Consider the following 24,051-nt stretch of genomic DNA (forward strand, 5'->3'; position numbering starts at 1 on the left):
TCACAACGGCATAGCCCCAACAAACAAACCCTGCCGCAAGCAAGCGGCAGGGTTTGTGGGTTAGTTGACGTCCAACCATTTGAAGCTAGCGTCAGCTCCGAACGGGTGGCGGTACATGTTTTCGATGTTTGAACGCTCAAGGTAAGCCTCACCTTTTTGGTAAATCGGTGCGATCGCGAAATCATCTTCGAGCAAGATGCGTTCGGCTTCTTGCATCGCTTCCCAACGTTTCATTTGATCGGCTTCTTGTTTCGCGCCTTGAATCAACTTGTCGTACTCGTCGTTCGAGTAAGCCATACGGTTGAACGGACCGTCTGTGACCCACATGTCGAGGTACGTCATCGGATCTTGATAGTCAGGGCCCCAACCGGCAGCGGAGACGTCATAGTCGCCAGCGCCTTCAAGTTCAAGGAAGTTTTTGAACGGCTGTTGCTTAATGTTAAGTGTGAGGCCAGGAAGGTTCTTCTCGAGCTCACCTTTGATATACTCGTTGACTTTCTTGAACGCTTCTTCGTCACGTGAGAGGAACTCAAGTTCGATTGTCTCGACACCGAGTTCGGCAAGACCTTTCTCCCATGCCGCTTTCGCCTCGTCGACGTTATAGCTTTGAAGGTCTGGATACTTCTCGCGGAAGTCAGCTCCATCTTCTGTGAACGTGAAGTCTTTCGCGACGATATAGTTGGCCGGCTGTGAACCGTCCGTCAAGATGACGTCTGTGACGCCTTGCTTATCGAAGCCTTTTGCGAGTGCCTCACGAATGTTGACGTTTTGAAGTGATTCGTTCTTCTGGTTGAAACGAAGGAAGTTGATTCGTGCGTCGGCACGTGTCTTGAACTCATCCGAGTCTTGGAATTGTGGAACGAATTCAGATGACAAGAGCGTGTAATCGACTTCGCCCGATTCGAACAAGTTGACGCCCGTCGCGACTTCTTTAACGACCTTGACGTTGATTGTATCCATCTTGACGTTTTCAGCGTCCCAATACTCAGGGTTCTTTTTATAGACCCAACCTTCATTGTCTTGCCAGCTATCTAACACGTATGGTCCGTTGTAAAGTGTCTTATCGACAGCTGTCGCAAACGACTCGCCTTGTTCTTCGACGAACTCTTGCTTTTGCGGCATGTACGTCGGGAATCCTGTCAACCCGAGGAAGTAAGGGGCAGGTGCCTCCAATTGTACTTCGAGTGTCTTCTCATCGAGCGCTTTCGCGCCAAGCGTATCAAGTTCTTCTTCGCCTGCGAGAATTTTATTGGCGTTTTTCAAATCTTGGAGGATATAGGCGTACTCAGCACCTGTCTCAGGATTGAGGGCGCGTTTCCATGAGTAGACGAAATCTTCAGCTGTGACCGGTGAACCGTCTGACCAGTTCGCATCACGCAATTTGAAGGTGTATGTAAGTCCATCTTCTGAAATTTCTACGTCTTCAGCAATTCCCGGTACCGGTTGGTTATTTTCATCCAGACGATACAGTCCCTCGAAGACGTTGTTCGTCACGATGACTGACGTCGAGTCCGTTGTGAGCGTCGGATCGAGCTGTGGCAAATCTGTCGCCGAGACGAGCGTGATTTCCTTTTTCGCATCACTTGATGAAGAGCCTTCAGACGAATCTGTTGTTTCTTCTCCGCCGCCACATGCTGCCGTTGCAAGCAAAGCGACACCCGATAAAGCTAACCATTTTTTGTTGCGCATTGTGTTACCTCCCGAAAATTCTGATTGTTTCGAATATATTGCAATTAAACTACAAACAAGATGAATGCGCAATAAAATTTTTTAAATTATTCGAAAATATAAACATTAGCAAAATACCTATCTAAACACCATTAGTTTCAGTAGAATAAGGAAATCATCGAATGATTATACATTATCGATGTATAGTTATTCGTCAGACGTCAACTTTTTGTGGAGGGTTTTAAATGAAGTTACAGTCAGCCGGAATCGGCTTTTTTGGGCTCGCTGCCATGGTCGTTGGAACGATGATTGGCGGAGGCGCATTTAATTTACCGGGAGCGATGGCACAAGGTGCTGGAGTCGGTTCGGTGTTAATCGGATGGACGATTACCGGTATCGGGATGGTCATGCTCGCGTTCGTGTTTCAGTTTTTAGCCAATACACGTCCTGAACTTGAAGGTGGGATTTACGCCTATGCGAAAGAAGGATTCGGCAAGTTTGTCGGATTCAATAGCGGGTGGGGCTACTGGATGTCGGCGTGGATTGGGACGGTAGCGAACATCACGTTAATCTTCAGCACGCTCAGCTACTTCTTTCCGATTTTCTCGTCAGAACATCGGACGTTCCGCTTAATCATGAGCGCGGTCGTCATTTGGGGGTTGTTTTGGATTATCTCACGCGGGATGAGAGAAGCGGCGCTTCTTAATATTGTCACGACAATCGCCAAACTCGTCCCAATCTTTTTATTTATTGTCCTCATCTTGTTTGCGTTTCGGATTGACACGTTCCAAATCGACTTCTGGGGACAATCGGGATTTAGCTGGTCACAGGTGTTCCCGCAAGTGAAGTCGACGATGCTCGTGACGCTTTGGGCGTTCGTCGGGATTGAAGGAGCAGTCGTCTTGTCATCACGGGCTCGTCATAAACGGGACGTCGGTCGGGCGACGGTGATCGGACTCGTCGGAACGCTTGTCATTTATATGATGATCTCGATTTTATCGTTTGGGGTGATGACCCAGGAACAACTCGCGGCACTTTCGGAACCGTCGATGGCGTACGTGCTCGAGGCCGTCGTCGGACCAGTCGGTGCGACCATCATCAACATCGGACTCCTCGTCTCGCTCTCGGGTGCCCTGCTCGGGTGGACGATTCTCGCGACGGAGATTTCGTACGTCGCGAGTCGTGACGGCGTGTTCCCGAAACTGTTCAATCGACTCAATCGAAAGGAGACGCCGGTGAGCGCCTTGTTCATCACACAGGCGTTCACACAACTCGTCACGATCATCGCTCTCTTTTCGGAACAGACGTACTTGGTGCTCTCGAGTATCGCTGGCATCGCGGCGCTCGTCCCATACTTGTTCTCGGCCTTGTTCGGTTGGAAAGAGGCACGGCGGACCGGAACACGCCCGATGCTCGTCATGTCGGGGATTGCGACCGTTTATGCGGCCTGGCTCCTCTATGCGTCAGGTGTCGAGTATATGCTCATCGCCATGATTTTGTACGCGCCGGGCGTGTTCGTCTTCATGTTGGCCGAACGTGAACAAGGCCGGCCGTACCTCAGCCGGTTGCAATATATGATTGCGGTTGTCATCCTGTTGGCGGCCACTTACGGTGTCTATGGACTATGGACGGCGACAATCAGCCTATAACAAAAAGTCATCGTACGTCGTGAGACGCGCGATGACTTTTTTCATTGACTGTTGTCCGTCAATAAGCGAACGACTTCAATTGGAGGAAGCGGCTTGGCGTACAAAAACCCTTGGAACGAGTCGCAAGCGGTTTGCTTCAAGTGGTCGAGCATCTCTTGGTCCTCGACACCCTCGGCCACGACGTGCAGATTCAGGCTCTTGCCGAGGTGGACGATGACATCGAGTAAGTGTGACTTCGACGTCAACCAATCATCGAGGAAGACTTTATCGATTTTTAGCTCGTCGACCGGGAACGACTTCAAGTATTGCAGTGACGAGAAGCCGGTCCCGAAGTCGTCGATGGATAGGCGATAATCGAGACGTTTGATTTGATCCATCCGGGCGATAATCTCGTCCGTCTGCTGCATGACGAGACTCTCGGTAATCTCGAGGATGATGTCGGACGGGTTCAAATTGAGCTGTTGCTTGATATTACGGAGCGTATTGATGAAGCTGTCGCTCCGGAATTGATTCGGTGAAATGTTGACGGCCATCGACAACGGACGATTGACTAGTTGCTGCCAGGCTTTCAACTGTTTGGCCGCCTCGAGAATGACCCAGTTGTTTATCGGGACGATGAGTGCCATCTCCTCGGCGAGAGGGATGAACTCTGACGGTGGGATCTGTCCGAGTTCATCATGATGCCAACGGAGAAGCGCCTCGAACCCGATGAGCGTGTCAGTCTTTAACTCATACTTTGGTTGATACTCTAAATAGAAATGTTTTTCTTCAAGTGCTTGATAGAGTGCTTTCTCGATATGGATTTGACGTGAGAACGCATCGTCCATATCTTTCGTGACGAACTGGATCGTCCCGACACCGATTCGCTTGCCTTTGAACAGGGCGCTCTCGGCGCGTGTATACAGTTCTTCTAATGAAGACGTGGCCGAAGGATAGAAAACACATCCGATAGAAATCGACACCATGATGGAGTGATGATAAATCCGGAACGGACGCTGCAGTTCATGTTGTAGTTGACGGAGCAACTGGAACACTTCTTCTTTCGACTGTTCAAAGAAAATCAACCCGAACAAGCCACCCGACGGATGGAACATGACGCTCGTCTCAGGCAAGAACTGCGCGGCCCGATCCTTGATTTGAAGGAGCAATTCGTTGCCGACGCGTGAACCGAACGATTCATTGATGATTTTGAAGCGATCGATATCGAACAAGGCGACGTGAACCAAGCCATCTCCTTGATCGACATCCGTCAACACGTGGCTGTACTGACGGAGCCATCCTTTCTTGTTCAAGAGTCCGGTCAAGTCGTTATGGTACGCGAGATAATTGACCTCTTGCTCGAGTCGCTTTTTATCTGAGACGTCAAAGCCGAAAGCGGTATATTGTACGATTTCGCCTTCATCACTCAAAATCGGGACGACCGTCAAATTGAGCCAACACATGTTGCGGACATGCCGCTCGGAACGGACAGGCATTTCACCGTTCCAGATGCGGTCGGTCGTAAGTGCTTGAAGCACGTCCTCGGCAAGCGGATGATTCTCAAATGACGGATGGATGAGCTCGAACCAGTTACGACCGATGAATTGATGATCGGGTGCGCCGATTAACCCGCAGAGCAACGGATTGATTTCTGTAATCTCGCCGTAAGCGTTTGTTGCCAAATAATACGTCGATTGTTCAATCATCGTTTGAAAGTGGTGAAGCAGATTGAACTGTTCTGTACTGATGAGCGGCCCAAACCCTTTCGGCAGGAACGCAAGGAAGTAGCCCGTATAGTTGTTGATGGAAAAAGATTGTAAATAAGCAGTCGCATAGACGACTGATCCGTTTTTATGTTTGAACGGCGTCATCGCCGTCGTCGAGAACGGATATTGAAGGAGCATCGGTGACCAGGATTCAAGCGCATCCTGTAAGTGTTGGACAACAGGGAGCGGATGGTGAAGCACCTCGTCTCGTCCCCATCCGAACAGCGTTTCCGCATATTCGTTCCACAGCAGGACGTTGCCATCGAGATTGATGTAACAGCATGGAACAGATAAAGCATCGATAAACTCGTCAATCGGCAAATCACGCAATGAAGCCACGTCGTTTCCTCCAATCTACATCAAATGAATCATAATCTACGTTCAGTGTACCTTATTTTGCCAAACCGAGGAATGGGCAAGTTGGTCGTTGTCAAAAGAAAGACGGTCATCATATACTGAAGGAGTAAGATAGTTTTTTGATAAGGGGGAAATCAAATGTCAAAGACACAAGAAGTGATTGAATTGACAGAGAAATTCGGGGCGCACAATTATCATCCACTTCCAATCGTCATCTCGGAAGCGAAAGGGATCTGGGTGACAGACCCAGAGGGGAACCGCTACATGGATATGTTGAGTGCCTATTCGGCCGTCAACCAAGGTCATTGCCATCCGAAAATCATTCAAGCACTTAAGGACCAAGCCGATAAAATCACGCTGACGTCACGTGCGTTTTACAATGATCAACTCGGTCGTTTCTACAAAAAAGTGGTAGCGCTTACAAACAAAGAGATGGTGTTGCCGATGAACACGGGTGCGGAAGCGGTCGAAACGGCTGTCAAAGCGTCGCGGCGCTGGGCGTATGAAGTGAAACAAATCCCAGGTCAAGCGGAAATCATCGTCTGCTCGGGCAACTTCCACGGCCGTACGATGGCGGCGGTGTCGATGTCGACAGAAGCGGAATATCAACGTGGATTCGGGCCACTATTGCCAGGGTTTAAAGTCGTGCCGTACGGTGACATCGATGCGTTCGAGGCGGCCATCACTGAAAATACGGCGGCGTTCATTGTCGAACCGATTCAAGGCGAAGCCGGCATCATCATCCCACCGGCTGGTTACTTGAAGCGTGCTAGCGAGTTGTGCCAGCAGCATAACGTGTTGTTTGTGGCCGATGAGATTCAATCAGGGCTCGGTCGCTCAGGTAAATGGTTCGCCATCGAATGGGAAGATGTGGAGCCAGATATGTATATTCTCGGAAAAGCGCTCGGGGGCGGCGTGTTCCCGGTATCGTGTGTGGCGGCCAATGAAAACGTCTTGAGCGTATTCAATCCAGGATCACACGGTTCGACGTTCGGGGGGAATCCTCTCGCGGCGGCCGTGTCGATCGCGTCACTCGAAGTGTTAGAAGAGGAGCAGTTGCCAGAACGTTCCCTCGAACTCGGGACATATTTCATGGACCGTTTGAAATCAATCGATAATCCGCTCATTAAAGATGTGCGCGGTCGCGGTCTGTTCATTGGGATCGAATTGACGGAAGCAGCCCGTCCATACTGTGAGGCGCTTAAAGAACGCGGCCTGCTCTGCAAAGAGACACATGAGACGGTGATTCGATTGGCACCACCGCTCGTCATCACGAAAGAGGAGCTCGATGAGGCGTTCGAGGCCATCTCGGCCGTGTTCGCACCAGCAGCTATTTCGTGATCACTCATCGCTTGGTATAATGGTTACAGACTCAACACCTGTCTCGCGACGTGCTCGCGGCAGGTGTTTTTTTGAAGGGAGGCCTGGCGATGCTATATGTATACGTCGGTTTGGCAGGAGCGCTAGGTGCCTTGGCACGTTATGGGATCGGCACAGGCATCGAGACGTTTTGGGTCGGTATGTTTCCGCTCGGGACGCTGCTCATCAATTTATCAGGCAGTTTCGCTCTCGGTTGGCTGACACACTTCCTGTTTCAGTCCGGACGACTCTCCCCGAGTGTCGTCACCGCGGTCGGAACCGGGTTTATCGGCTCGTTCACGACGTTCTCGACGTTCAGTGTAGAGACGATTGAGTTGCTGGAGTCCGGCGCAGTTGGCATGGCCTTGCTCTACGTGACACTAAGCCTTATGCTCGGTCTGTTCAGTTCGTGGCTCGGGTTTTGGTTCGGACGGCGTCGGTTCAAACAGTTCAGGCGAGAAGAGGTGGTGCGATGACGATCGCCATCATTATGCTGGGGGCGTTCTTTGGAGCGATGGCACGGTTTGGCATTGGTCAGCTCGTCAAAACATGGACGACATCTATGTTCCCGTGGGCGACGCTGTTCGTCAATGTGAGTGGGTCGTTTTGTCTCGGCTATTTATATGCGTCGAGTGCCGGCCCGTCGCTCATGCTTGGACTCGGTGTCGGCTTTCTCGGTTCGTTCACGACGTTCTCGACGTTCAAGCTCGAAGTGATGCGGTTCGTCGCCAAAGACTGGCTTCGTTTCGGGATGTATTTGCTTGCGACCTATGTACTTGGTCTGCTGGCGGCCTATCTCGGTTATCATCTGCCATGACAAATCCCTCGGAACACGTTTCCGAGGGATTGTTTTATTCGCTAAGTTGGAGTTTTTCAGCACAAGATGGGCACGTGTTCTCGTAAGACTCGCACTGCTCATCCATCTGTTTCCCGCACTCTTGACACGTCTTGTCCGGTAACTTCCGATAAAATTCGACGGAAGATTCAAGTCGGCTTGCCCATTCATTCATTGTAACTGCCCCCTTTATTTAAGTAACGTAGCTGTTATGTTGTTTTGATTGTATTATAACAGAGGGTGATAAGTCAATAATAATATATAACAGATTTATAAATCGGATTTTGTTAGAATGAGAGTATAGAAAATGAGGTGAGATGGATGAAAGCACCCCAATGCGAAACGATTGCCATTCAGAATGAGGATGTCGGGGTATTACAACAAGCGTTGACCGATCTTGATGCGACGCGGGTCAGTCGATTATTCAAAGCGTTCGCCGATCCGACCCGACTTAAAGTGCTCTACGTGCTCACGCTCGAAGCGGAACTGTGCGTCTGTGACGTGGCGGCCGTGATTAAACATTCGAATGCCACGGCGTCCCATCACTTACGGACATTGCTCGAGCAAGGACTTGTCAAATATCGAAAGGATGGAAAAGTCGTTTATTATTCGCTCGACGATGACCACGTCCGGTTGCTCGTCGAGATTGCGATGGCCCATAGCGCCGAGCAAGATGAGACTGAATCAGACACGTGAGGCTGACTGGGATTCCAGTCGGCTTTTTTTTCGGTTGTAATTGTGAGGCGACCGCGTTACGATATATTCAAATGAACGTTTGAATATAAAAGGGGCGAAATTAACGATGAAACGAGATGTATTGCCCGTCGAAGGGATTACATGTACGAACTGCGCCGCCAAAATCGAGAAGAGTGTGACGGGAGAGGACAGTGTCGCCGCTTGTCAGATTGATTTTGCGACAAGTCGAATGATTATCGAATGGAATGATTCGAAAGATCATACGGAGACGCTACGGGCTATCGAAGCGTCGATGGCGCGAATTGAACCGGGTGCTCATTTTGTGAAAGATGATGAGGAAGTACCGATGTCGAGTCGCTTGTTATGGCGGTTCGGGATTGCATTCGCATTTCTGCTCGTCGGTCTGTATACCGATTCGCTTGTCGTGTACGGAATCGCCTACGTGGTTGCGGGTTATGATGTCGTCTATGCCGCATTTCGTAACGTATGGCATCGGGAATGGTTTGATGAGAAATTTTTAATGACGATTGCGACGGTCGGTGCGATTGCGATTTCGGAGTATCCGGAAGCGGTCGCCGTCATGCTGTTTTATCAACTCGGTGAGTATTTCCAAGCGAAAGCGGTCCACGCTTCACGGCGGTCGATTCAATCGCTATTGAATTTGAAACCGACACGCGCACGCGTTCTTGTTAAGGGGCGAGAAGTTGAGAAACGACCTGAGGACGTAACGGTCGGCTCCGTCATCATAGTGCGGGCTGGTGAACAAGTGCCGATGGATGGTCAGGTGTTACAAGGGGACAGCTCACTGGATACGGCTTCTCTGACAGGAGAGTCGTTGCCACGCCAAGTCGGGCCTGGTGAAGACGTATTGGCCGGCATGATCAACCTCGAAGGACGGCTCGAAGTTCGGGTCGAGCGACCGGCTGCGGAGTCGAGTCTTCAAAAGATGATTGCCCTCGTTGAACAGGCGAGCATGAACAAGGCGAAGACGGAACAGATGATTACAAGGTTAGCTAAAGTGTACACGCCGATCGTCGTCGTTTTAGCGGCTGTGGTCGCGTTTGTCCCGCCATTGTTTGTCGGAAATTTGGAGGAGTGGGTGTACCGGGCTTTAATCTTCCTCGTCATTAGTTGTCCGTGTGCCTTAGTGATCTCAATTCCGCTCGGTTATTTCGGTGGAATTGGTGCTGGCTCGCGGCGTGGCATTTTAGTGAAAGGCGGCGAGTATTTGGACGTCCTCGCCGAAGTTGAGACGGTTATCTTTGATAAGACCGGAACGCTCACGACGGGACGTTTTGAAGTGACGGATATCGCGACGAATGGTGAATTGACGAAGAACGAGTTGCTCCAACTTGCGTCTCGTGTCGAGATGGCTTCGACGCATCCGCTTGCAAAAGCAATCGTCGAGCAAGCCGGTCCGGTCGCGCCGTTCGCAACAATCCAAGAAGAGCCGGGTTACGGACTGATGGCTATAGACGGTGAACACCGCATTTACGTCGGTAGTGCCCGCTATATGAAAAAATTGGGCTGCTCGATCCCGACGGAGACATCGGGGACGATTGTGCATGTCGTGAAAAATGATCGCTGGCTCGGACGAATCGAGTTGAGGGACGAAGTGAAGGCGGATGCGGAACAGACGATTCGTGCGTTGAAACAATACGGATATCGGACAGTCATGCTGACGGGTGATCGGCAAGAAGTCGCGAATGCCGTCGGTTCAGCGATTGGCATCGATGAAGTGTACAGCGAGTTGCTTCCACATCAAAAAGTAACGGAAGTCGAGCGGTTGGCAACAACCGGCAAGGTCGCTTTTGTCGGTGATGGCTTGAACGATGCGGCGGCGCTTGCGCGTGCTGATGTCGGACTCGTGATGGGTGGTGTCGGTAGTGATACTGCGGTCGCAGCAGCTGACCTTGTTCTCATGAATGATGCCCCACACGATGTTGTGGCGGCGATTGATTTGAGCAAAAAGACACGACGAATCGTCTGGCAAAACATCACGTTCGCGTTCGGGATGAAGGCGCTCTTCCTCTTACTCGGCGTATTCGGACTCGCCTCAATGTGGGAAGCCGTGTTTGCCGATGTCGGGGTCGCCTTACTCGCCATTGGGAACGCCACCCGATTGATTCACGCCAAATAAAAAACCTCGAGCATGCTCGAGGCTGGGAACCGACTCATTGAGGTCGGTTCTTTTTGCGTGTTTTGAAAATCAAAAATAAAATGACGATAATCACAGCGCTGAGGAGGATGGCGATGGACGTGAGCGCTTGCATCAGCACATCGATTTGATTCTCGGTCGCAATCAATTGTTTGCGGATGTCGTCATACTGCATCTTTTTTAAGGCTCGTAAATCTTCGAGAATCGTTTGACGTTGATCAGTCATCGTTTCAGCGAGGTCAGTCGCGGCTTCGATGTCGCCCCTTTCATAGAGGACGAGCACTTGATCGGCCCCTTGCTCCCAAATCCCGTCGCGATGGAGCAAATCGATGAGTGAGCTCGGAGTGCCGGGATCATTCGCAATGGATGTTTTCAATTCTTCTGCTTGCTGGGACATACTGTAATACGATTCTAAAAAGCGCCGGTCTTGATAGGCGAGAAGACCACGGATGGCGTTGGCTCGTTCGATGTTGAAATACATGATATCCTCGATAGCGTCATACGAGTCGAGACGTTGACCGTGAATCGATTCGATTTGCCTTGTCGTGTCGCGAAGTTGGGAGGCGAAACTAGCGAGAACGAGTATGGATAAGACGGATAACGAAATGAGTACGGTCAGCCATTTTCGTTGGGACATGGTCATCCCTCCTTCTGTAAACATCGTACAATACTTCCTGATTTCACCGCAAAATATTTTTTTGGAAAAGGAAAAAATCGGGTAAAGGTATAAATATTAAAGGTATAAATATATAGTAATGCGTTTCTTGATATCGTTTACAATGATAGAGGAACGATTTTATTCATAAGGAGAATACACATGCCAGAGAACTCATCGTTAATCAAGTTGCACCAAGTCTTGAAAGAAAAACGAACGAACGTCCATTATGAGATTCCGACGTTATGGAACCGGCTGCAATTCGCTTCAGAGCCTGTACGTGATGGGGTCGAACGGGTCAATCCATATGATTTCTTGATCGATACGATTGAAAAAGCGATTCTTCCCCATGCGGTCGACGGACGGGGTTACCATCAATCGGTCGCCCAAGCGGACGGATATTTGCAAACTGGCGGCGATTGGATCAAGCGGGCATCGGTCTACTCGATGCAAGTCCGGACGTCGACATCATGGGATCATGATGGATCAGGCTATGTCGAAATGGAGAACTCGATCGGCATGAAAGACACGGGGACGTTCGTCAAAACGCTCGCGTTGATTCCGCATCTCCTTTACATGGGAATCGACACGTTGTTCTTATTGCCAATCTCGCAACACAGTCATAAAAACAAAAAAGGCGAATTTGGTTCTCCTTATGCCGTGCAAGATTTTTTCGGAATCGATGAGGAACTGAAAGAGACGTTGACCGGAGACGGCTTGACGGTCGAAGAAGAGTTCGCGGCGTTCGTCGAAGCATGTCACATGGTGGGGATTCGTGTCGTCATCGATGTCATCCCGCGTACATGTGCCCGTGACAACCGACTCATTCTCGAAAATCCGGAATGGTTTTATTGGATTCCGGTGACCGAACTCGATTACTATCATCCGCCGCACGTACCAGGGATTGGAGAGAACGTGAAACCAGAGCACGCTTTCTTGCCTATGATTTATGGGTCAGAAGATGTCTGGGCGCACTTACGTCGCTTCTCGATGGCGCCGAATCTCGTCGATGCGGACAAGTGGGAGACGGTGAGAGCGTACTTGCTCGAGCATCCAGAAGAGAACTTGCTTGCCGTCATCGAGCGCGAGTTCGGCTTGACGACCGCTCCAGCCTTCTCCGATTGCATCAATGATCCGCAGCCGCCATGGTCGGATGTGACGTATTTTCGTCTGTTCTTGGACCACCCGACAGCGGCAACGCCTTACGTGAGCGAAGCGAACTTGGCACCTTATATCTTGTTCGACTCGATCAAATCGAATCAATTCCGAGGCAATCAAATCAACGAGCCGCTCTGGGCGATGCTCGCCGACATCATTCCGCACTATCAGCGTGAATATGGGATTGATGGAGCTCGCATCGACATGGGGCACGCCTTGCCGGTCGATTTAGCGCAACGGATTCTACAGCAACCGCGTGAACTCGACGCCAACTTCAGCTTCATCGCTGAAGAATTAATTGAAATCGGTGCGTGGGCGGCGAAAGAAGCGGGCTATAACATGATTATCGGGTACGGGTTCTATAAAGAGCCACGTTTTGATACACATGAGACGCACCAGTTCGTATATGACTCGCGCTTCTTACCGTTACCGGTGTTTGCGGCCGGAGAAACGGCAGACACGCGCCGTATCGCGACACGAGATGGGGGACGGCAGGCGAGTCGCTTGCTCACCGTCTTGAACGGCTTCGTACCGAACGGCGTCCCGATGACGAACTCTGGACTCGAACTGTATGAGACACAGCCGATGAACACCGGGCTCGACTGCCGACCGGAAGAAGCGTATCAACTGTTCCCGACCGATCCGTACTTTGGAAAGCTTGCTTTCTTCGATGCGTACCAGTTCCATTGGGATCATCCAGAGCGAGACGAGATGATCGAACTGATGCATCAAGTGGCCGAGGTGCGTCGTCGTTGGTTGGACGTCCTCGTCAACCCGAGTCATTTCGAACCGCTCGCCATGGCACATATGGATGCGCCGTTCATCGGCTTCGCTTGGTTGCGTCCGGATACGAACGAGACGCTTCTCGTCGTGGCCAATACGGATATGTACCAACCGCTGCAAGGGAAAGTCCCGCTCGACGGGGTGCGACGCCGTAACTGGAACGCGAGCCGTTTCGCCGAGATGGTGTACTCACCGACGTCATGGCCGTACGCCGAGCATTCGTTTGATGAGAATTGGGACCTGTGGGTCGATTTGAAGCCGGGCGAAGTGAAAATCTATGAGATGAAATAAGCAAATGCCCCGAACCGGATACCGGTTCGGGGCATGTTCGTTACATCGTCTGCTTCATATAGTAAATAACAAACTCATCGAGTGGCATCGGTTTCGCATAGCGATAGCCTTGCATCGAATCACAGCCGATTTTCCGTAAGAAATTCTCTTGATACTCGGTCTCGACACCTTCAGCGACGAGCGCCATCCCGAGTTGCCGGGCCATCGCGACGATGGTCGCGGTGACGGTCTGATACTCCCGGTTCTCTTCGAGTTGCATCGTGAACTCGCGCGGGATTTTCAGCTCATCGATTGGATAGCGGACGAGGTAGGCGAGCGAGCTGTAGCCGGTACCGAAATCGTCGATCGAGAGTTTGATGCCAAGCGCCTTCAACTCGAGAATCCGTGTCAACACGCGGTCGGATTGATGGGCCGCGACCGTCTCGGTCAACTCGAAGTTAAGTCGGCCAGGTTCAATCGGGAACCGTTCGAATAACGTCGTCAAATATTCGATTAAGTGCTCATCGAACAGTTGGCGAACGGATAGGTTGACCGATAGTTTTGGTAAATCGATATCGCCTTGCTCGAAAGCGTACATCAATTGGAACGTCTCATGAATCATCCAGCGGCCGAGATCATGGATATGCCCCGTCTCTTCGGCAATCGGGATGAACTGGCTTGGCGGGATGAAGACGCCGTCTCGTTGCCAACGCATGAGCGCCTCGGCCCCGATGATGGCTTTCGTCGAAGCGTCAACTTGAGGCTGAAGATAAAGCGAGATCTCGCCTTTCTCGAGGGCGGTATCAAGCCCTTCCATCAACAGTTTGCGCTCTTCTTTGTGGGCCCGCAATTCAGGAGCGAACAAAACGGTCTCGTTGCGTCCTTTGTCCTTCGCCTTATACATGGCAAGGTCGGCGTTCGACAGCAAATGCTTGAGCGTCGAGCCGTGTTCAGGATAGCGGACGATACCGATGGACGCGTGAATCTCGACGAGCGTCCCGCCCATGAAGTACGGCGGACGATAGACGGAGCGTCGTAACCGTTCGACGAGCATCTCATCGTCGTCATGCTCGGCGACAACGATGAATTCGTCACCACCGAGCCGGCCCGCACACTCGTTCGGCAACAGGGCGCCCCGCAGACGTTTACCGATATGTTGCAACAACTCGTCACCCATATGATGGCCGAATTGGTCGTTAATTTCTTTAAAACCGTCGAGGTCGGAGAACATGAGCGAGAACGGACGTCCTTCCGCGATCAGCCGTTCAATCTGTTCTTGCAGGGCGTAGCGGTTATGAAGCCCGGTCAGACTGTCATGGTTCGCTTGATAATAAATCTGTTCTTGTTGGACGATCATTTGAGTGATGTCCTTGACGATTGCATAGATGCCTTCGACTTCGCCGTCGATAATCATCGGAATGTTCATCAACTGCCACACCCGTTTCGCCCCGTCTTCGGTGACGACATCGACGTCGAGCGTCCGGGGGCGACCGTTCGTTAAATCGTGCAACACGGTCGCATAGGCGGACCGGTCTTTTTGTTCGATAATGTCTAAAATGTTGGAGCCGATCAACGTTTCCGTATCATGACCAAGCACCGAGCTGCCGGCCTCGTTCACAGACAACACTTCGCCATGGAGGTCGAACAAGAAAATCGGTTCGGCATGATAGGCGAATAGCGAGCGATACTGTTGTTCACGGACCTCAAGTTCATGCGCCTTTGTTGTCACCGCGACTTCGAGGTCAGTATTGACGGTATGTAAACGGTGACTGATCAATGCATTTTGTTTGGCGACGACGAACTGACGGATGAGCAGCAACAAGACTGCGTTCGCCGTCATCGAGTCGAGTACAGACGTGCCGAGCAAACGGTCCGAGGCGATCATGAACAGCATGACGATTGCGCTATAGACGACGTAGTCGAACACGGAGTCATAGACGAGGGCATCTTCTCTCGATTCATCAAACACGTAGCTGATGGAAATGATGAAAATGCTACTCACTTGAAGCAGGTGCAGCAACTCATGACCGATGCCGTTAAAGATGAGCAATTGGTTCAAAATCGAAGCGGTCGTGAAGCCGAGAATGCCGATCAACAAGAGCACCCGGAAAGTTTGGCCGACCGAGGTGATGCGATTCAAGTACAGGAAGCCGAGCATCATGTAGAGACTAATCAACACCATCTGTTCTTCAAACCCGTTCAAATGAGCCGCATAACGTGCTCCGTCGTTCGAATAAACGAACAGATGCAACGCCCCAATCAACAGGAAGCTGAACAAGGCGAAAATGTCGAACGTTCGCAGTTTCAATGTCCGAATTTCAATCGATTGCGTGATGACAATCAGCGACATAATCAAATAAAAAAAGTTCTGAATGAACGGCATATGGTTGATTGTTGTCGATGCGCCAAAATGGTGTCCGACCAAATAAGCGATGAAGCAGACATTGCCGGCGCTAATCAGTAAATGTATGTAGCGTCGCATCCCGTGATTTTGAAACACGGCCGTCGCGCTAAAGACGGTCGCGATGAGTGTGACCGCCGTGAAATAGACGAACAAACTCGTCTCCCTCAAGGCGTAAGGGGTGAACAGAATCAATAAAAGTCCGAGAAAAAAGGTCCCGACGAGCAAAGCGGGGACTGTTTGGCGCAACGAGTGGTTGGTCAACTCATGCACCTCCTTCTGTATATGTCTAAGAGACTCACCATTATTATTATCGGATTGTTCATGCGTTTGTTACACAAAAAAATCGACAGCAAGTTGCTGTCGATTAAAGTGTATACGAATGTTCTTTGAAGTTACCGACGACCGAATCGATTTCAGAGACGGTGATGAACGCTTCTGAATCAATCTCGGAGACGATTTGACGCAGTTTTGGAATCTCGTTATTCTGGACGACGACATACAACATCTTCTTCGAGTCGTTCGAGTAACCGCCGGTCGCGTCCATAATCGTGACGCCGCGTTTCAAGTTTTGCTTGATGACGAGGTTGATTTCGTCGGCTTTCTTACAGATGATGAAACACTGCTTTTGCGCCGAGAAGAACCGGTGAATCGTCAACAACGTCCGCGACCGGACGAAACTGAGCACGAGCGCATACATGACGGCTTTAATGTCGAACGTGATGAACACGAGGATATAGACGATGATATCTTGTGTCAAAAAGATTTTCGGGAGTGATAAGTTCCGATTGTTCGTATAAATGACTTTCCCGAGAATGTCGAGTCCGCCGGTCGAAGCGCCTGCGAACAAGAGCAGGGCGAGGCCGAGTCCGGAGACGATGCCACTGAACACCGAGGCGACGAGTGGGTCATCGAGCGGTGTCGGCGGGATGAGTACGGGCAACGTGTCAATCAAAATGGATGATAAGACGACGACGAGTCCGGTCATGAGAATGAACCGTTTGCCTAAATATTTAATCCCGATAATGAAAAGGGGGATATTTAATAGAAGTTGGCTGAACCCGATTGGCGTGCCGAACAGTTCATTGATAATGAGCGTGATTCCGACGATACCCCCGGACCCGATTTCGTTTGGTTTGAGCAATAGACCGACAAAAATCGATTGTAGAATCGTTCCGACGATGATGAACAAGGTCGTCTCGACGGCGATCCGTTTTCTAGTTTTTGCATACATAGATAATGGCTAGGCGCCATACGCCCCCTTTGAAATAAACTCATTCAAGCGTACTCCGACGATGTCGGAATTTCAAGCGTCGAATGATTACAATTCATTATGGAAGCGGTCGATATCACTTGCGAGCTGTTCATGAACGTAATCGATGACTTGAGCGTCATCGAATAAGCCGAGCGGAGCGTCATCCGGAATCGCGTCGAATGGGGACACGAAATATAGAATCGCAGCGACAAGAGCGTGTTGTTTGTCCGCCTGCATCTCGAACTGGTCGTTATAGAGGGCGCGCAACATATTGAGCAACTGTTTCATTTGGAAGTAGAGCGTCAGTTCTTCTTCCCGTTCGATATTGCTAATCTCGCTTGACGCGACATCGACTGTCACTTTAGCGAGAGCGAGTTCACCTTGGACCAAGAGATCACCCAATTTTTCTTTGTTGGTATATTCCTCGGTCGCGCTTGTTAAAAAGTGTGTGTACGTCGTTTTCCAATCTGACATGTATATTCCTCCTTCTGTCTTCATCTACTAATATGCCCGTTTTTGCGATTTGGTTGCAACTTTTCCGAAAATTTAAGAAAATAGAAATAAGTGAAAAAGGAGGAACTGTACATATGTCTACTGTAACCATGCCGACTGAGGCAGAATTTGCCCGCTACGCTGAGCTTGCCGTCAAAAAAGGCGTCAACATTCAGCCGGGCCAACAGCTTGAAGTCCGAGCTGATATTAGCCAAGCACCGCTCGTCCGTCAAATCGTGAAAGCAGCTTACGCGGCTGGCGCGAAACAAGTGTATGTGAACTGGAGCGACGAAGAGACGACGAAAGTCCGTTACTTCAACGCCCCAGCAGATGCCTTCAAAGAATACCCGGAATGGCTCAAGGCACGCTTTGAGCAATTGGCCGAAGAGAAGACGGCGTTCCTATCGATCGTCAGCGACGACCCGGACGCACTGAACGGCGTCGAGTCGTCACGTATCGCGGACTCGAACCGTGCTGCCGGCGTAGCGCTCGCGAAATGGCGCAAATATGTCATGAGCGACAATGTCAGCTGGTCAATCGTCGCTGGCGCTTCGGAAGCATGGGCGAAGAAAGTCTTCCCAGACCGTGAAGACGCCGTACCAGCCCTTTGGAAAGCGATTTTCGAAGCGACGCGCATGGACCAACCGGATGTCGTCGCGGCGTGGGATACGCATGACGCATCGCTCCGTGAACGCGCGACGTTACTCACAAACAAGAAGTACACGAAGCTCCATTACAAAGCACCGGGCACGGAATTGACGATCGGCTTGCCGAAGAAGCACGTCTTCCTTGGCGGCGGCGGTCCGAACATCGACGGTGTCGATTTCATCGCCAACATGCCGACCGAAGAAGTGTTTACGCTCGCCGATAAAGATTCGGTCGAAGGACACGTCTCGAGCACGAAACCGCTCAGCTATAGCGGCAACTTGATCGATGGATTCACGCTCTGGTTCGAAGGCGGGAAAGTCGTGAAAGCGGAAGCGAAACAAGGACAACAGGCACTCGATGAGTTGTTGAACCTCGATGAAGGGGCGCGTCGCATCGGAGAAGTCGCGCTGGTGCCGGACGACTCACCAATCTCGAACTCGGGTCTCCTTTTCTATAACACATTGTTCGACGAGAACGCATCGTGTCACTTGGCGCTCGGACGCGCCTACTCGACATGTCTCGAAGGCGGACCACAAATGTCAGCCGAAGAGCTCGCCGAGAATGGTGCGAACGACTCGATGACACACGTCGACTTCATGATCGGCTCGGCCGAGATGAACATCGACGGCGAACTCGAAGACGGTTCACGCGAAGCCATCATGCGTGACGGCAACTGGGTCATCTAATCAAGCAAGAGACGAATCCCTTCGTGGAATTCGTCTCTTTTTTCATGTCAATTCATAGAGGAAGGCGAGAGCGTTCGGTAGCCGTCGCCGCCACGCGATTTCATTATGGACGGCACCGGGCTCGACCTCATAGCGGAAGGCGATTCCTGTTCGCGCGATCGTCTCGACGAGTTGCGCGTTCGTATATAAGTAATCCTCAGGCGTGATCGGTCCGCTCGTCTCGTTCGTCCCGATGTCCATATAGAGGCGCGCCGTCACATCGGCCTGCTTCACTTCCCGAATGAGTGAGTCGAGATTGGCCCATGCGGCCGTCGAGAGCGAGCCGACGCGCCGGATGGACGGATAGGCCGTCATCATATAGAGCGAGATGACCCCGCCCATCGAGCTGCCCATCACGCCGACGTCGTCCGGGTCGGTCGCGTAGCGTTCATCAATCCATGGCTTTAACTCTTGCATGAGCCAGTCGGCGTAAGCCCGACCTCTCCCGCCGAGCGTGGGCCGTGTCTTGGCGAGTTCTGGTCCGATTCGGCGATATAGCATCTCGTCTTCATAAAACGAATACTCATCGTAGCGGTCGAGCCAGTCCGGGGCACTCGCGATGGCGACGACCATGAGCGGCAATTGCAAGTCCTCGATGTGGCGGTCGATTGACCAACCTTCGCCGATCGTGGCGGTCTTGCCGTCGAACACGTTTTGACCGTCGTGCATATAGAGGACCGGGATTCGTTCGTCAGCCGACACGAAGTCGGGACGATAGACACGGACAATCCGCTTCCGGCCACGTATGGCCTCGGTCGGTAAGGTGAAGCTGAATTGGTCGAGCATATAAAGCGCTCCTTTCGCAGTCAACTGGTTTTAGTTTGCCGGGTGTGGACGAGAAATACAATCGCGACACTTGACTACCTACCGTTCGTTAGGTAAAGTGATGAGAGAAGAAAGGGGACGACAGAGCATGAACACGAAACAACGGATTGAACTCGCGGCACGACGGCGCTTTGCGCTTGAAGGGTATGAAGGACTATCATTAGCGGCACTAGCCGAGGACGTCGGCATTAAGAAAGCATCGTTATACGCTCATATCGAAGGAAAAGAGCAATTGTTCAAACAAGTCGTCGAGGACATGGCAGATCGTTACGATCGCGTCTGGCGAGAAGCGCGGGACGCCACTGAGGGCGCGGCACCGCTCGAACGGATCGAGGCCATCGTCGAGACGTTGATTCGCTTCTTTGAAGAAGAGGAGACATGGATGCTGACAAAGCGGATGTTGCTCGTCCCGCCGCCTGAATTGCGATCGTTCATCGAGACGACGCTCGGGTCGGTCGAGACGGACTTGCAAGCGTTTGAGAAAGAACAGTTTCGATTGGCGATGGAGCAAGGGGCGTTACCCGAACAGTCGCTCGAGGACGTTTACGATGCCTACTATTGTTTTCTCGACGGCGCGCTCATCTCACTCTTTACGCTCAAGACGAATCGCGTCAAGCGGCAACAGGCCGCATTCACCATCTATAAGAAAGGAGTCGGATGGACGTGAAACAAGATCAAATGGCCTGGGTTTGGCTCATTCTAGCCGGCCTGCTTGAAATCGTCTGGGCCACGACGATGAAACTGTCGAACGGCTTCACGGTGCTCGGTCCGAGCGTGGTGACCGTTCTCTTATTAGTTGTGAGCTTTGGGCTGTTGGCGATGTCGTTCCGGACGTTACCGGCTGGGACCGGTTACGCAGTGTTCACCGGCATCGGGGCCGTTGGAACGGTCATCGTCGGTGCGGTCTTGTTCGACGAGGCACTGACCGGCATGAAGCTCGTCTTTATCGCGACGCTCCTCATCGGTGTGATTGGACTGAAACAAGTGACAGGAGGGGAATCGGCATGAGTTGGGTATTTTTGATTGGCGCGGGTCTTGCCGAGATGATGGCGGTCTTTTGGATGGGAAAATCGAAAGGCTATCAGATTGTTAAATGGTCGATCTTGTCCGTCGGAACGTTTGCCTTAAGTTTTTATTTGTTGTCGCGCTCTCTCGAGACGCTCCCGCTCGGGCTTGCGTATTCGATTTGGGTCGGGATTGGGGCGGCCGGCGGCGTCGTGCTCGGTATGCTGTATTTGAACGAATCTCGAGACCGGTGGCGCATCTTTTTTCTTTTGCTCATTATCGGGAGCGTCATCGGATTGAAAGTTGTCGCCTAATTAGGATTGAATCGAAATAAAAACGGGAATTGAATAGTTCAGACTGTGAACGAAAGGGGCGAGGACGATGAGTCATATCAAACTGCAATCCGAGCGTCTACGACTCGAACCTTACACGATTGCTGATTTTTATTTCGTGAAATCGCTACTCCAAGATTCGCGCGTGATGCGTTTCATTAGCCCGGATGGAAAGCCATATACGGATGAACAGACGATCGAATGGTTCGAGCGCCAGTTGGCCCGCTATCAGACGGGTCGTCAAACCGGGTTGCTCAAATTGATGTCGCATGAAAATGACGAGCCAATCGGTCATGCCGGCACGTTGCTCCATGAACTCGACGGCACGATTGAACTTGAAGTCGGATATTGGCTGGCGCCGAAGCATTGGCATATGGGCTACGGACGCGAGGCAGCGGCTCGTCTCATGCGTCATGCGTTCGAAGAAGGTGAGAAAGAGATCATTTCCTTGATTCATCCGGATAACGTCCCATCGCAACGGGTCGCGAAAGCGAACGGACTGCATTGGGATCGGGATACCGAATATCAAGGCATGCTCGTCTCGGTATATGCCGGTGATTTAGAACGGTTGTGCCGCCATATGAAACGGGAAGAAATGACGCGTTAAAAAAAAGTGAAAAAAGTTTTAAAAAACAGTTGCCAAGGTATTAGTTTCTTGATATATTAATAGTGTCCTTAAGAGAGGACACGACCTGATTCTGTAGCTCAGCTGGGAGAGCGCTACCTTGACAGGGTAGAGGTCGCTGGTTCGAGCCCAGTCAGAATCACTTGGGTGCCAAACCCGATGCGAAACCCATAGGAACGTGGGTTTCCGCGACGCCACTTCTTGCGAGAAGTGGCTTTTTTTTTTGTTTTTCTTTCAATTGACAGCCTACATAAACAGTTGGTATATTCCTCTCAATACATACAGAAACGGGGAATTATACGATGGTCTTAACTGGAACAATCGTCAACGCGGCGTTGATCGTGATTGGTACATTACTTGGACTCTTGTTTCACCGCATCCCCGAACGAATGAAAGAGACGGTCACCGCAGCCATCGGTCTCGCCGTCATCTTGCTTGGCGTTCAAATGGGGATGAAAAGTGAGAACTTTTTAATCGTCATCAGCAGTCTCGTCATCGGGGCTGCACTCGGCGAATGGTGGAAGCTCGATGAAAAATTGAACGAGGTCGGCTATCAATTGGAACGCCGCCTCGGGGGCAAGAGCAAGTCAAGTATCGCCGAAGGCTTCATCACGGCGACGCTCATCTTCGTCATTGGTGCGATGGCTGTCATCGGCGCGCTCGACAGCGGATTGCGCGGGGATCATGACGTCCTCTATACGAAAGGATTGATTGACGGTTTCACGGCACTCGTCCTCAGCTCGACGCTCGGCATCGGGGTCATGTTCTCGGCAGTACCTGTGCTCTTATATCAAGGAGCAATCGCCTTGCTCGCCATTCAAATCATGAAGTTCATCCCGGAGTCGCTCATGGATGACTTTATTTTAGAGATGACGGCGACCGGTGGTGTCATGATTGTCGCAATCGGGTTGAACTTGGTCGGCATCACGCGGATTCGTGTCGCGAACTTATTGCCGGGAATCTTGATGGTCGCGGTCATCGTCTCTATCTTACATATCGTCCAATAAAAAAATCCGAGAGACGCGATGCGTTTCTCGGATTTTTTCAATTCTTCGGTTGTTCGACTTCTTCTCTCGCACTTTCGCGAAGGGCAGAAGCCATGACGTCTGCTAAATCGCGCGAGCGGAGCACACCGACACCGCGGTCGGTCGGACCGTCTGGCGCGGCCACGTCCGCAATCAAGTCGTTCGTCGGCCGTGTCTCGTGAAGCAACAGTTCAGCCGATCCTTTCATCGCCTGGGCGACGATTTGGCGCGCCGTCGCTTCATCGAAACCGGCATCGGTCAAGACGGGCGTCATCGAACCGACGATTTCATAAAAGAAAGCGGGGCTGCATCCGGCGGCAGCCATGAAGGCGGACATCGTCTTCGCATCCGTCACGGCCGTCCGTCCGACGCGTTCAAACAGCGCCGTCGCGGTCTCACGGACCGTATCATCGGTCTCAGGGCCGAACCAAAGTCCGGTCATCCCGCTCCGATAAGCGACTGGGGTATTCGGCATCGCGCAGACGGCAGGGAGACCTGACGCCTCTTCAATCTCGCTCGGTTCGATATGAGCTGCTACGGAGACGAGGAGCGGTGTGCTCCACGTTTTAGATTGCACATAAGGCATGACCCCGTCCGGCTGCATCGCGAGGACGACGATGTCATACGCGTTGACATCCTCTTCGTCGACGATTTGCACACCGAGCTCAGCTTGGAGCGCTGTCAAACGGGTCCGGTCACTCCGGTTCGTCATGGTGATTTGTTCAGGCGACACACCTGAGGCAAGCCATCCGCGCACGAGTGACTCACTCATCGATCCTGCACCTACCATTAAAATATTCATTCTCGTCACCTCTTCATATAGATTCGGTCATATACATGTTGCTTATCATAACAAATGATCCGGTAAATAGCGCCCATCGTGCTCAAATTGTAAAACAAAGGAAAAACAAATGAACGGATTGTCATTTGATTGTCGCATTCGTCATAGATGACAAGCTGGCCCGAGCGAGCTATTATGGCAGTAATCAAACTGGAGGCGATGGAAGTGAAACGAGTATTAGTGCGGGGAATCCAAGGGTATCAGCGGTTCATCTCGCCGTTGAAACCACCGACTTGCCGCTTTTATCCCACGTGTTCCCATTATGGAATCGAGGCGATTGAAAAACATGGAGCCCTCAAAGGCGGATATTTGACGGCGCGCCGTCTATTGCGCTGTCAACCGTTCCATTCGGGTGGGCTCGACTACGTGCCGGATGAATTCGATTGGCATGCGCCATTGCAACGTGAAAAGCCCCTATCTCAACGAGACGTCTAAGCGGCGTCTCGCTGTTTTAGATACAGAAGCTAAATCTCATCTTTGTTTTATTACAATACTTTTGACAATCTTCTAAGTATTCTGAAAAAATAGAGATGTACGATTACAT

At 51.3% G+C, this 24,051-nt stretch carries 23 protein-coding genes and 1 tRNA gene; 15 read left to right on the forward strand and 9 right to left on the reverse strand.

Annotated elements, in window-relative coordinates; translation table 11 throughout:
• Window positions 1-60 precede the first annotated feature (60 nt).
• Entirely contained in the window at window positions 61-1,689 is a 1,629-nt protein-coding gene (locus tag KNP81_RS09860) for a peptide ABC transporter substrate-binding protein (protein ID WP_214719819.1), read from the reverse strand.
• A gap of 224 nt (window positions 1,690-1,913) precedes the next feature.
• Between KNP81_RS09860 and KNP81_RS09865 the strand changes: the two genes are divergently transcribed.
• Window positions 1,914-3,317: a basic amino acid/polyamine antiporter gene (locus tag KNP81_RS09865; RefSeq protein WP_214719820.1), complete on the forward strand. Its 1,404-nt coding sequence runs from the start codon at window positions 1,914-1,916 to the stop codon at window positions 3,315-3,317.
• A 41-nt stretch (window positions 3,318-3,358) separates the two neighbouring features.
• Here KNP81_RS09865 and KNP81_RS09870 read toward each other — a convergent pair whose 3' ends face one another.
• Window positions 3,359-5,401 carry an EAL domain-containing protein gene (locus KNP81_RS09870; protein WP_214719821.1) on the reverse strand — a complete coding sequence of 681 codons (2,043 nt, stop codon included), beginning with the start codon at window positions 5,399-5,401 and terminating at the stop codon, window positions 3,359-3,361.
• Between the two features lie 156 nt (window positions 5,402-5,557).
• On the opposite strand from KNP81_RS09870, the gene KNP81_RS09875 reads away from it, so the two are divergent.
• From KNP81_RS09875 to KNP81_RS09885, 3 genes are all read left to right on the forward strand, one after another.
• The gene (locus KNP81_RS09875; protein WP_214719822.1) at window positions 5,558-6,760 is read left to right on the forward strand and encodes an ornithine--oxo-acid transaminase; all 1,203 of its coding nucleotides are present in this window, start codon (window positions 5,558-5,560) and stop codon (window positions 6,758-6,760) included.
• A gap of 89 nt (window positions 6,761-6,849) precedes the next feature.
• On the forward strand, window positions 6,850-7,254 hold the full coding sequence (gene crcB / locus KNP81_RS09880; protein WP_214719823.1) for a fluoride efflux transporter CrcB: 405 nt from the start codon (window positions 6,850-6,852) through the stop codon (window positions 7,252-7,254).
• Window positions 7,251-7,595: a fluoride efflux transporter FluC gene (locus tag KNP81_RS09885; RefSeq protein WP_029596084.1), complete on the forward strand. Its 345-nt coding sequence runs from the start codon at window positions 7,251-7,253 to the stop codon at window positions 7,593-7,595. Before crcB ends, KNP81_RS09885 begins: the two co-directional genes overlap by 4 nt.
• A gap of 34 nt (window positions 7,596-7,629) precedes the next feature.
• Here KNP81_RS09885 and yhfH read toward each other — a convergent pair whose 3' ends face one another.
• Entirely contained in the window at window positions 7,630-7,788 is a 159-nt protein-coding gene (yhfH, locus tag KNP81_RS09890) for a protein YhfH (protein ID WP_021065246.1), read from the reverse strand.
• Window positions 7,789-7,934: 146 nt separating this feature from the next.
• On the opposite strand from yhfH, the gene KNP81_RS09895 reads away from it, so the two are divergent.
• On the forward strand, window positions 7,935-8,309 hold the full coding sequence (locus tag KNP81_RS09895; RefSeq protein WP_021065247.1) for an ArsR/SmtB family transcription factor: 375 nt from the start codon (window positions 7,935-7,937) through the stop codon (window positions 8,307-8,309).
• Window positions 8,310-8,415: 106 nt separating this feature from the next.
• Window positions 8,416-10,449 (forward strand): heavy metal translocating P-type ATPase, encoded by a 2,034-nt coding sequence (locus KNP81_RS09900; protein ID WP_214719824.1) that lies wholly within the window; start codon window positions 8,416-8,418, stop codon window positions 10,447-10,449.
• A gap of 34 nt (window positions 10,450-10,483) precedes the next feature.
• Here the strand turns inward: KNP81_RS09900 and KNP81_RS09905 are convergent, their stop codons facing one another.
• Window positions 10,484-11,104 carry a hypothetical protein gene (locus KNP81_RS09905; RefSeq protein ID WP_251130329.1) on the reverse strand — a complete coding sequence of 207 codons (621 nt, stop codon included), beginning with the start codon at window positions 11,102-11,104 and terminating at the stop codon, window positions 10,484-10,486.
• A gap of 180 nt (window positions 11,105-11,284) precedes the next feature.
• Here KNP81_RS09905 and KNP81_RS09910 point away from each other — a divergent pair, with 180 nt between their 5' ends.
• Window positions 11,285-13,354 (forward strand): alpha-amylase family protein, encoded by a 2,070-nt coding sequence (locus tag KNP81_RS09910; protein ID WP_251130330.1) that lies wholly within the window; start codon window positions 11,285-11,287, stop codon window positions 13,352-13,354.
• Window positions 13,355-13,394: 40 nt separating this feature from the next.
• Here the strand turns inward: KNP81_RS09910 and KNP81_RS09915 are convergent, their stop codons facing one another.
• From KNP81_RS09915 to KNP81_RS09925, 3 genes are all read right to left on the reverse strand, one after another.
• Window positions 13,395-15,998: a putative bifunctional diguanylate cyclase/phosphodiesterase gene (locus KNP81_RS09915; RefSeq protein WP_251130331.1), complete on the reverse strand. Its 2,604-nt coding sequence runs from the start codon at window positions 15,996-15,998 to the stop codon at window positions 13,395-13,397.
• A 103-nt stretch (window positions 15,999-16,101) separates the two neighbouring features.
• Entirely contained in the window at window positions 16,102-16,968 is an 867-nt protein-coding gene (locus KNP81_RS09920) for a YitT family protein (protein WP_214719825.1), read from the reverse strand.
• An 87-nt stretch (window positions 16,969-17,055) separates the two neighbouring features.
• A complete protein-coding gene (locus KNP81_RS09925) occupies window positions 17,056-17,463 on the reverse strand; it encodes a YkvA family protein (RefSeq protein WP_214719826.1) in 408 nt (135 codons plus the stop codon).
• 113 nt (window positions 17,464-17,576) lie between these two features.
• On the opposite strand from KNP81_RS09925, the gene KNP81_RS09930 reads away from it, so the two are divergent.
• Window positions 17,577-18,815 (forward strand): aminopeptidase, encoded by a 1,239-nt coding sequence (locus KNP81_RS09930; protein ID WP_200860057.1) that lies wholly within the window; start codon window positions 17,577-17,579, stop codon window positions 18,813-18,815.
• 42 nt (window positions 18,816-18,857) lie between these two features.
• Here KNP81_RS09930 and KNP81_RS09935 read toward each other — a convergent pair whose 3' ends face one another.
• On the reverse strand, window positions 18,858-19,640 hold the full coding sequence (locus KNP81_RS09935; protein ID WP_214719827.1) for an alpha/beta hydrolase: 783 nt from the start codon (window positions 19,638-19,640) through the stop codon (window positions 18,858-18,860).
• 127 nt (window positions 19,641-19,767) lie between these two features.
• Here KNP81_RS09935 and KNP81_RS09940 point away from each other — a divergent pair, with 127 nt between their 5' ends.
• The 6 genes from KNP81_RS09940 (at window position 19,768) to KNP81_RS09965 (ending at window position 22,648) form a co-directional block, all read left to right on the forward strand.
• On the forward strand, window positions 19,768-20,346 hold the full coding sequence (locus tag KNP81_RS09940) for a TetR/AcrR family transcriptional regulator (RefSeq protein ID WP_214719828.1): 579 nt from the start codon (window positions 19,768-19,770) through the stop codon (window positions 20,344-20,346).
• A gap of 11 nt (window positions 20,347-20,357) precedes the next feature.
• Window positions 20,358-20,687 carry a DMT family transporter gene (locus tag KNP81_RS09945; protein WP_029596077.1) on the forward strand — a complete coding sequence of 110 codons (330 nt, stop codon included), beginning with the start codon at window positions 20,358-20,360 and terminating at the stop codon, window positions 20,685-20,687.
• Window positions 20,684-20,998, forward strand: coding sequence for a DMT family transporter (locus KNP81_RS09950; RefSeq protein WP_021065258.1), 315 nt, complete (start codon window positions 20,684-20,686; stop codon window positions 20,996-20,998). The genes KNP81_RS09945 and KNP81_RS09950 overlap by 4 nt, the downstream gene beginning before the upstream one ends.
• Before the next feature lie 67 nt (window positions 20,999-21,065).
• A complete protein-coding gene (locus KNP81_RS09955) occupies window positions 21,066-21,623 on the forward strand; it encodes a GNAT family N-acetyltransferase (RefSeq protein ID WP_214719830.1) in 558 nt (185 codons plus the stop codon).
• A gap of 87 nt (window positions 21,624-21,710) precedes the next feature.
• A tRNA-Val gene (locus KNP81_RS09960) sits at window positions 21,711-21,783 on the forward strand.
• Window positions 21,784-21,943: 160 nt separating this feature from the next.
• The gene (locus KNP81_RS09965; RefSeq protein ID WP_214719831.1) at window positions 21,944-22,648 is read left to right on the forward strand and encodes a DUF554 domain-containing protein; all 705 of its coding nucleotides are present in this window, start codon (window positions 21,944-21,946) and stop codon (window positions 22,646-22,648) included.
• 37 nt (window positions 22,649-22,685) lie between these two features.
• Here KNP81_RS09965 and KNP81_RS09970 read toward each other — a convergent pair whose 3' ends face one another.
• A complete protein-coding gene (locus tag KNP81_RS09970; protein ID WP_214719832.1) occupies window positions 22,686-23,468 on the reverse strand; it encodes a pyrroline-5-carboxylate reductase family protein in 783 nt (260 codons plus the stop codon).
• A 198-nt stretch (window positions 23,469-23,666) separates the two neighbouring features.
• Between KNP81_RS09970 and yidD the strand changes: the two genes are divergently transcribed.
• The gene (gene yidD, locus KNP81_RS09975; RefSeq protein ID WP_251128977.1) at window positions 23,667-23,942 is read left to right on the forward strand and encodes a membrane protein insertion efficiency factor YidD; all 276 of its coding nucleotides are present in this window, start codon (window positions 23,667-23,669) and stop codon (window positions 23,940-23,942) included.
• Window positions 23,943-24,051: the final 109 nt, after the last annotated feature.

It is taken from the genome of Exiguobacterium sp. s149 (assembly GCF_018618395.1).
In the GTDB taxonomy this organism is placed as follows: Bacteria; Bacillota; Bacilli; order Exiguobacteriales; family Exiguobacteriaceae; genus Exiguobacterium; species Exiguobacterium chiriqhucha.

Coding starts and splice junctions, on each gene's coding strand:
- KNP81_RS09865 (WP_214719820.1), top strand. CDS start 1,914: ATGAAGTTACAGTCAGCCGGAATCGGCTTTTTTGGGCTCGCTGCCATG.
- KNP81_RS09955 (WP_214719830.1), top strand. CDS start 21,066: ATGAGTCATATCAAACTGCAATCCGAGCGTCTACGACTCGAACCTTAC.
- yidD (WP_251128977.1), top strand. CDS start 23,667: ATGGAAGTGAAACGAGTATTAGTGCGGGGAATCCAAGGGTATCAGCGG.
- KNP81_RS09860 (WP_214719819.1), bottom strand. CDS start 1,689: ATGCGCAACAAAAAATGGTTAGCTTTATCGGGTGTCGCTTTGCTTGCA.
- crcB (WP_214719823.1), top strand. CDS start 6,850: ATGCTATATGTATACGTCGGTTTGGCAGGAGCGCTAGGTGCCTTGGCA.
- KNP81_RS09905 (WP_251130329.1), bottom strand. CDS start 11,104: ATGTCCCAACGAAAATGGCTGACCGTACTCATTTCGTTATCCGTCTTA.
- KNP81_RS09885 (WP_029596084.1), top strand. CDS start 7,251: ATGACGATCGCCATCATTATGCTGGGGGCGTTCTTTGGAGCGATGGCA.
- KNP81_RS09925 (WP_214719826.1), bottom strand. CDS start 17,463: ATGTCAGATTGGAAAACGACGTACACACACTTTTTAACAAGCGCGACC.
- KNP81_RS09920 (WP_214719825.1), bottom strand. CDS start 16,968: ATGTATGCAAAAACTAGAAAACGGATCGCCGTCGAGACGACCTTGTTC.
- KNP81_RS09970 (WP_214719832.1), bottom strand. CDS start 23,468: ATGAATATTTTAATGGTAGGTGCAGGATCGATGAGTGAGTCACTCGTG.
- KNP81_RS09965 (WP_214719831.1), top strand. CDS start 21,944: ATGGTCTTAACTGGAACAATCGTCAACGCGGCGTTGATCGTGATTGGT.
- KNP81_RS09950 (WP_021065258.1), top strand. CDS start 20,684: ATGAGTTGGGTATTTTTGATTGGCGCGGGTCTTGCCGAGATGATGGCG.
- KNP81_RS09875 (WP_214719822.1), top strand. CDS start 5,558: ATGTCAAAGACACAAGAAGTGATTGAATTGACAGAGAAATTCGGGGCG.
- KNP81_RS09910 (WP_251130330.1), top strand. CDS start 11,285: ATGCCAGAGAACTCATCGTTAATCAAGTTGCACCAAGTCTTGAAAGAA.
- KNP81_RS09900 (WP_214719824.1), top strand. CDS start 8,416: ATGAAACGAGATGTATTGCCCGTCGAAGGGATTACATGTACGAACTGC.
- yhfH (WP_021065246.1), bottom strand. CDS start 7,788: ATGAATGAATGGGCAAGCCGACTTGAATCTTCCGTCGAATTTTATCGG.
- KNP81_RS09895 (WP_021065247.1), top strand. CDS start 7,935: ATGAAAGCACCCCAATGCGAAACGATTGCCATTCAGAATGAGGATGTC.
- KNP81_RS09940 (WP_214719828.1), top strand. CDS start 19,768: ATGAACACGAAACAACGGATTGAACTCGCGGCACGACGGCGCTTTGCG.
- KNP81_RS09930 (WP_200860057.1), top strand. CDS start 17,577: ATGTCTACTGTAACCATGCCGACTGAGGCAGAATTTGCCCGCTACGCT.
- KNP81_RS09935 (WP_214719827.1), bottom strand. CDS start 19,640: ATGCTCGACCAATTCAGCTTCACCTTACCGACCGAGGCCATACGTGGC.
- KNP81_RS09945 (WP_029596077.1), top strand. CDS start 20,358: ATGGCCTGGGTTTGGCTCATTCTAGCCGGCCTGCTTGAAATCGTCTGG.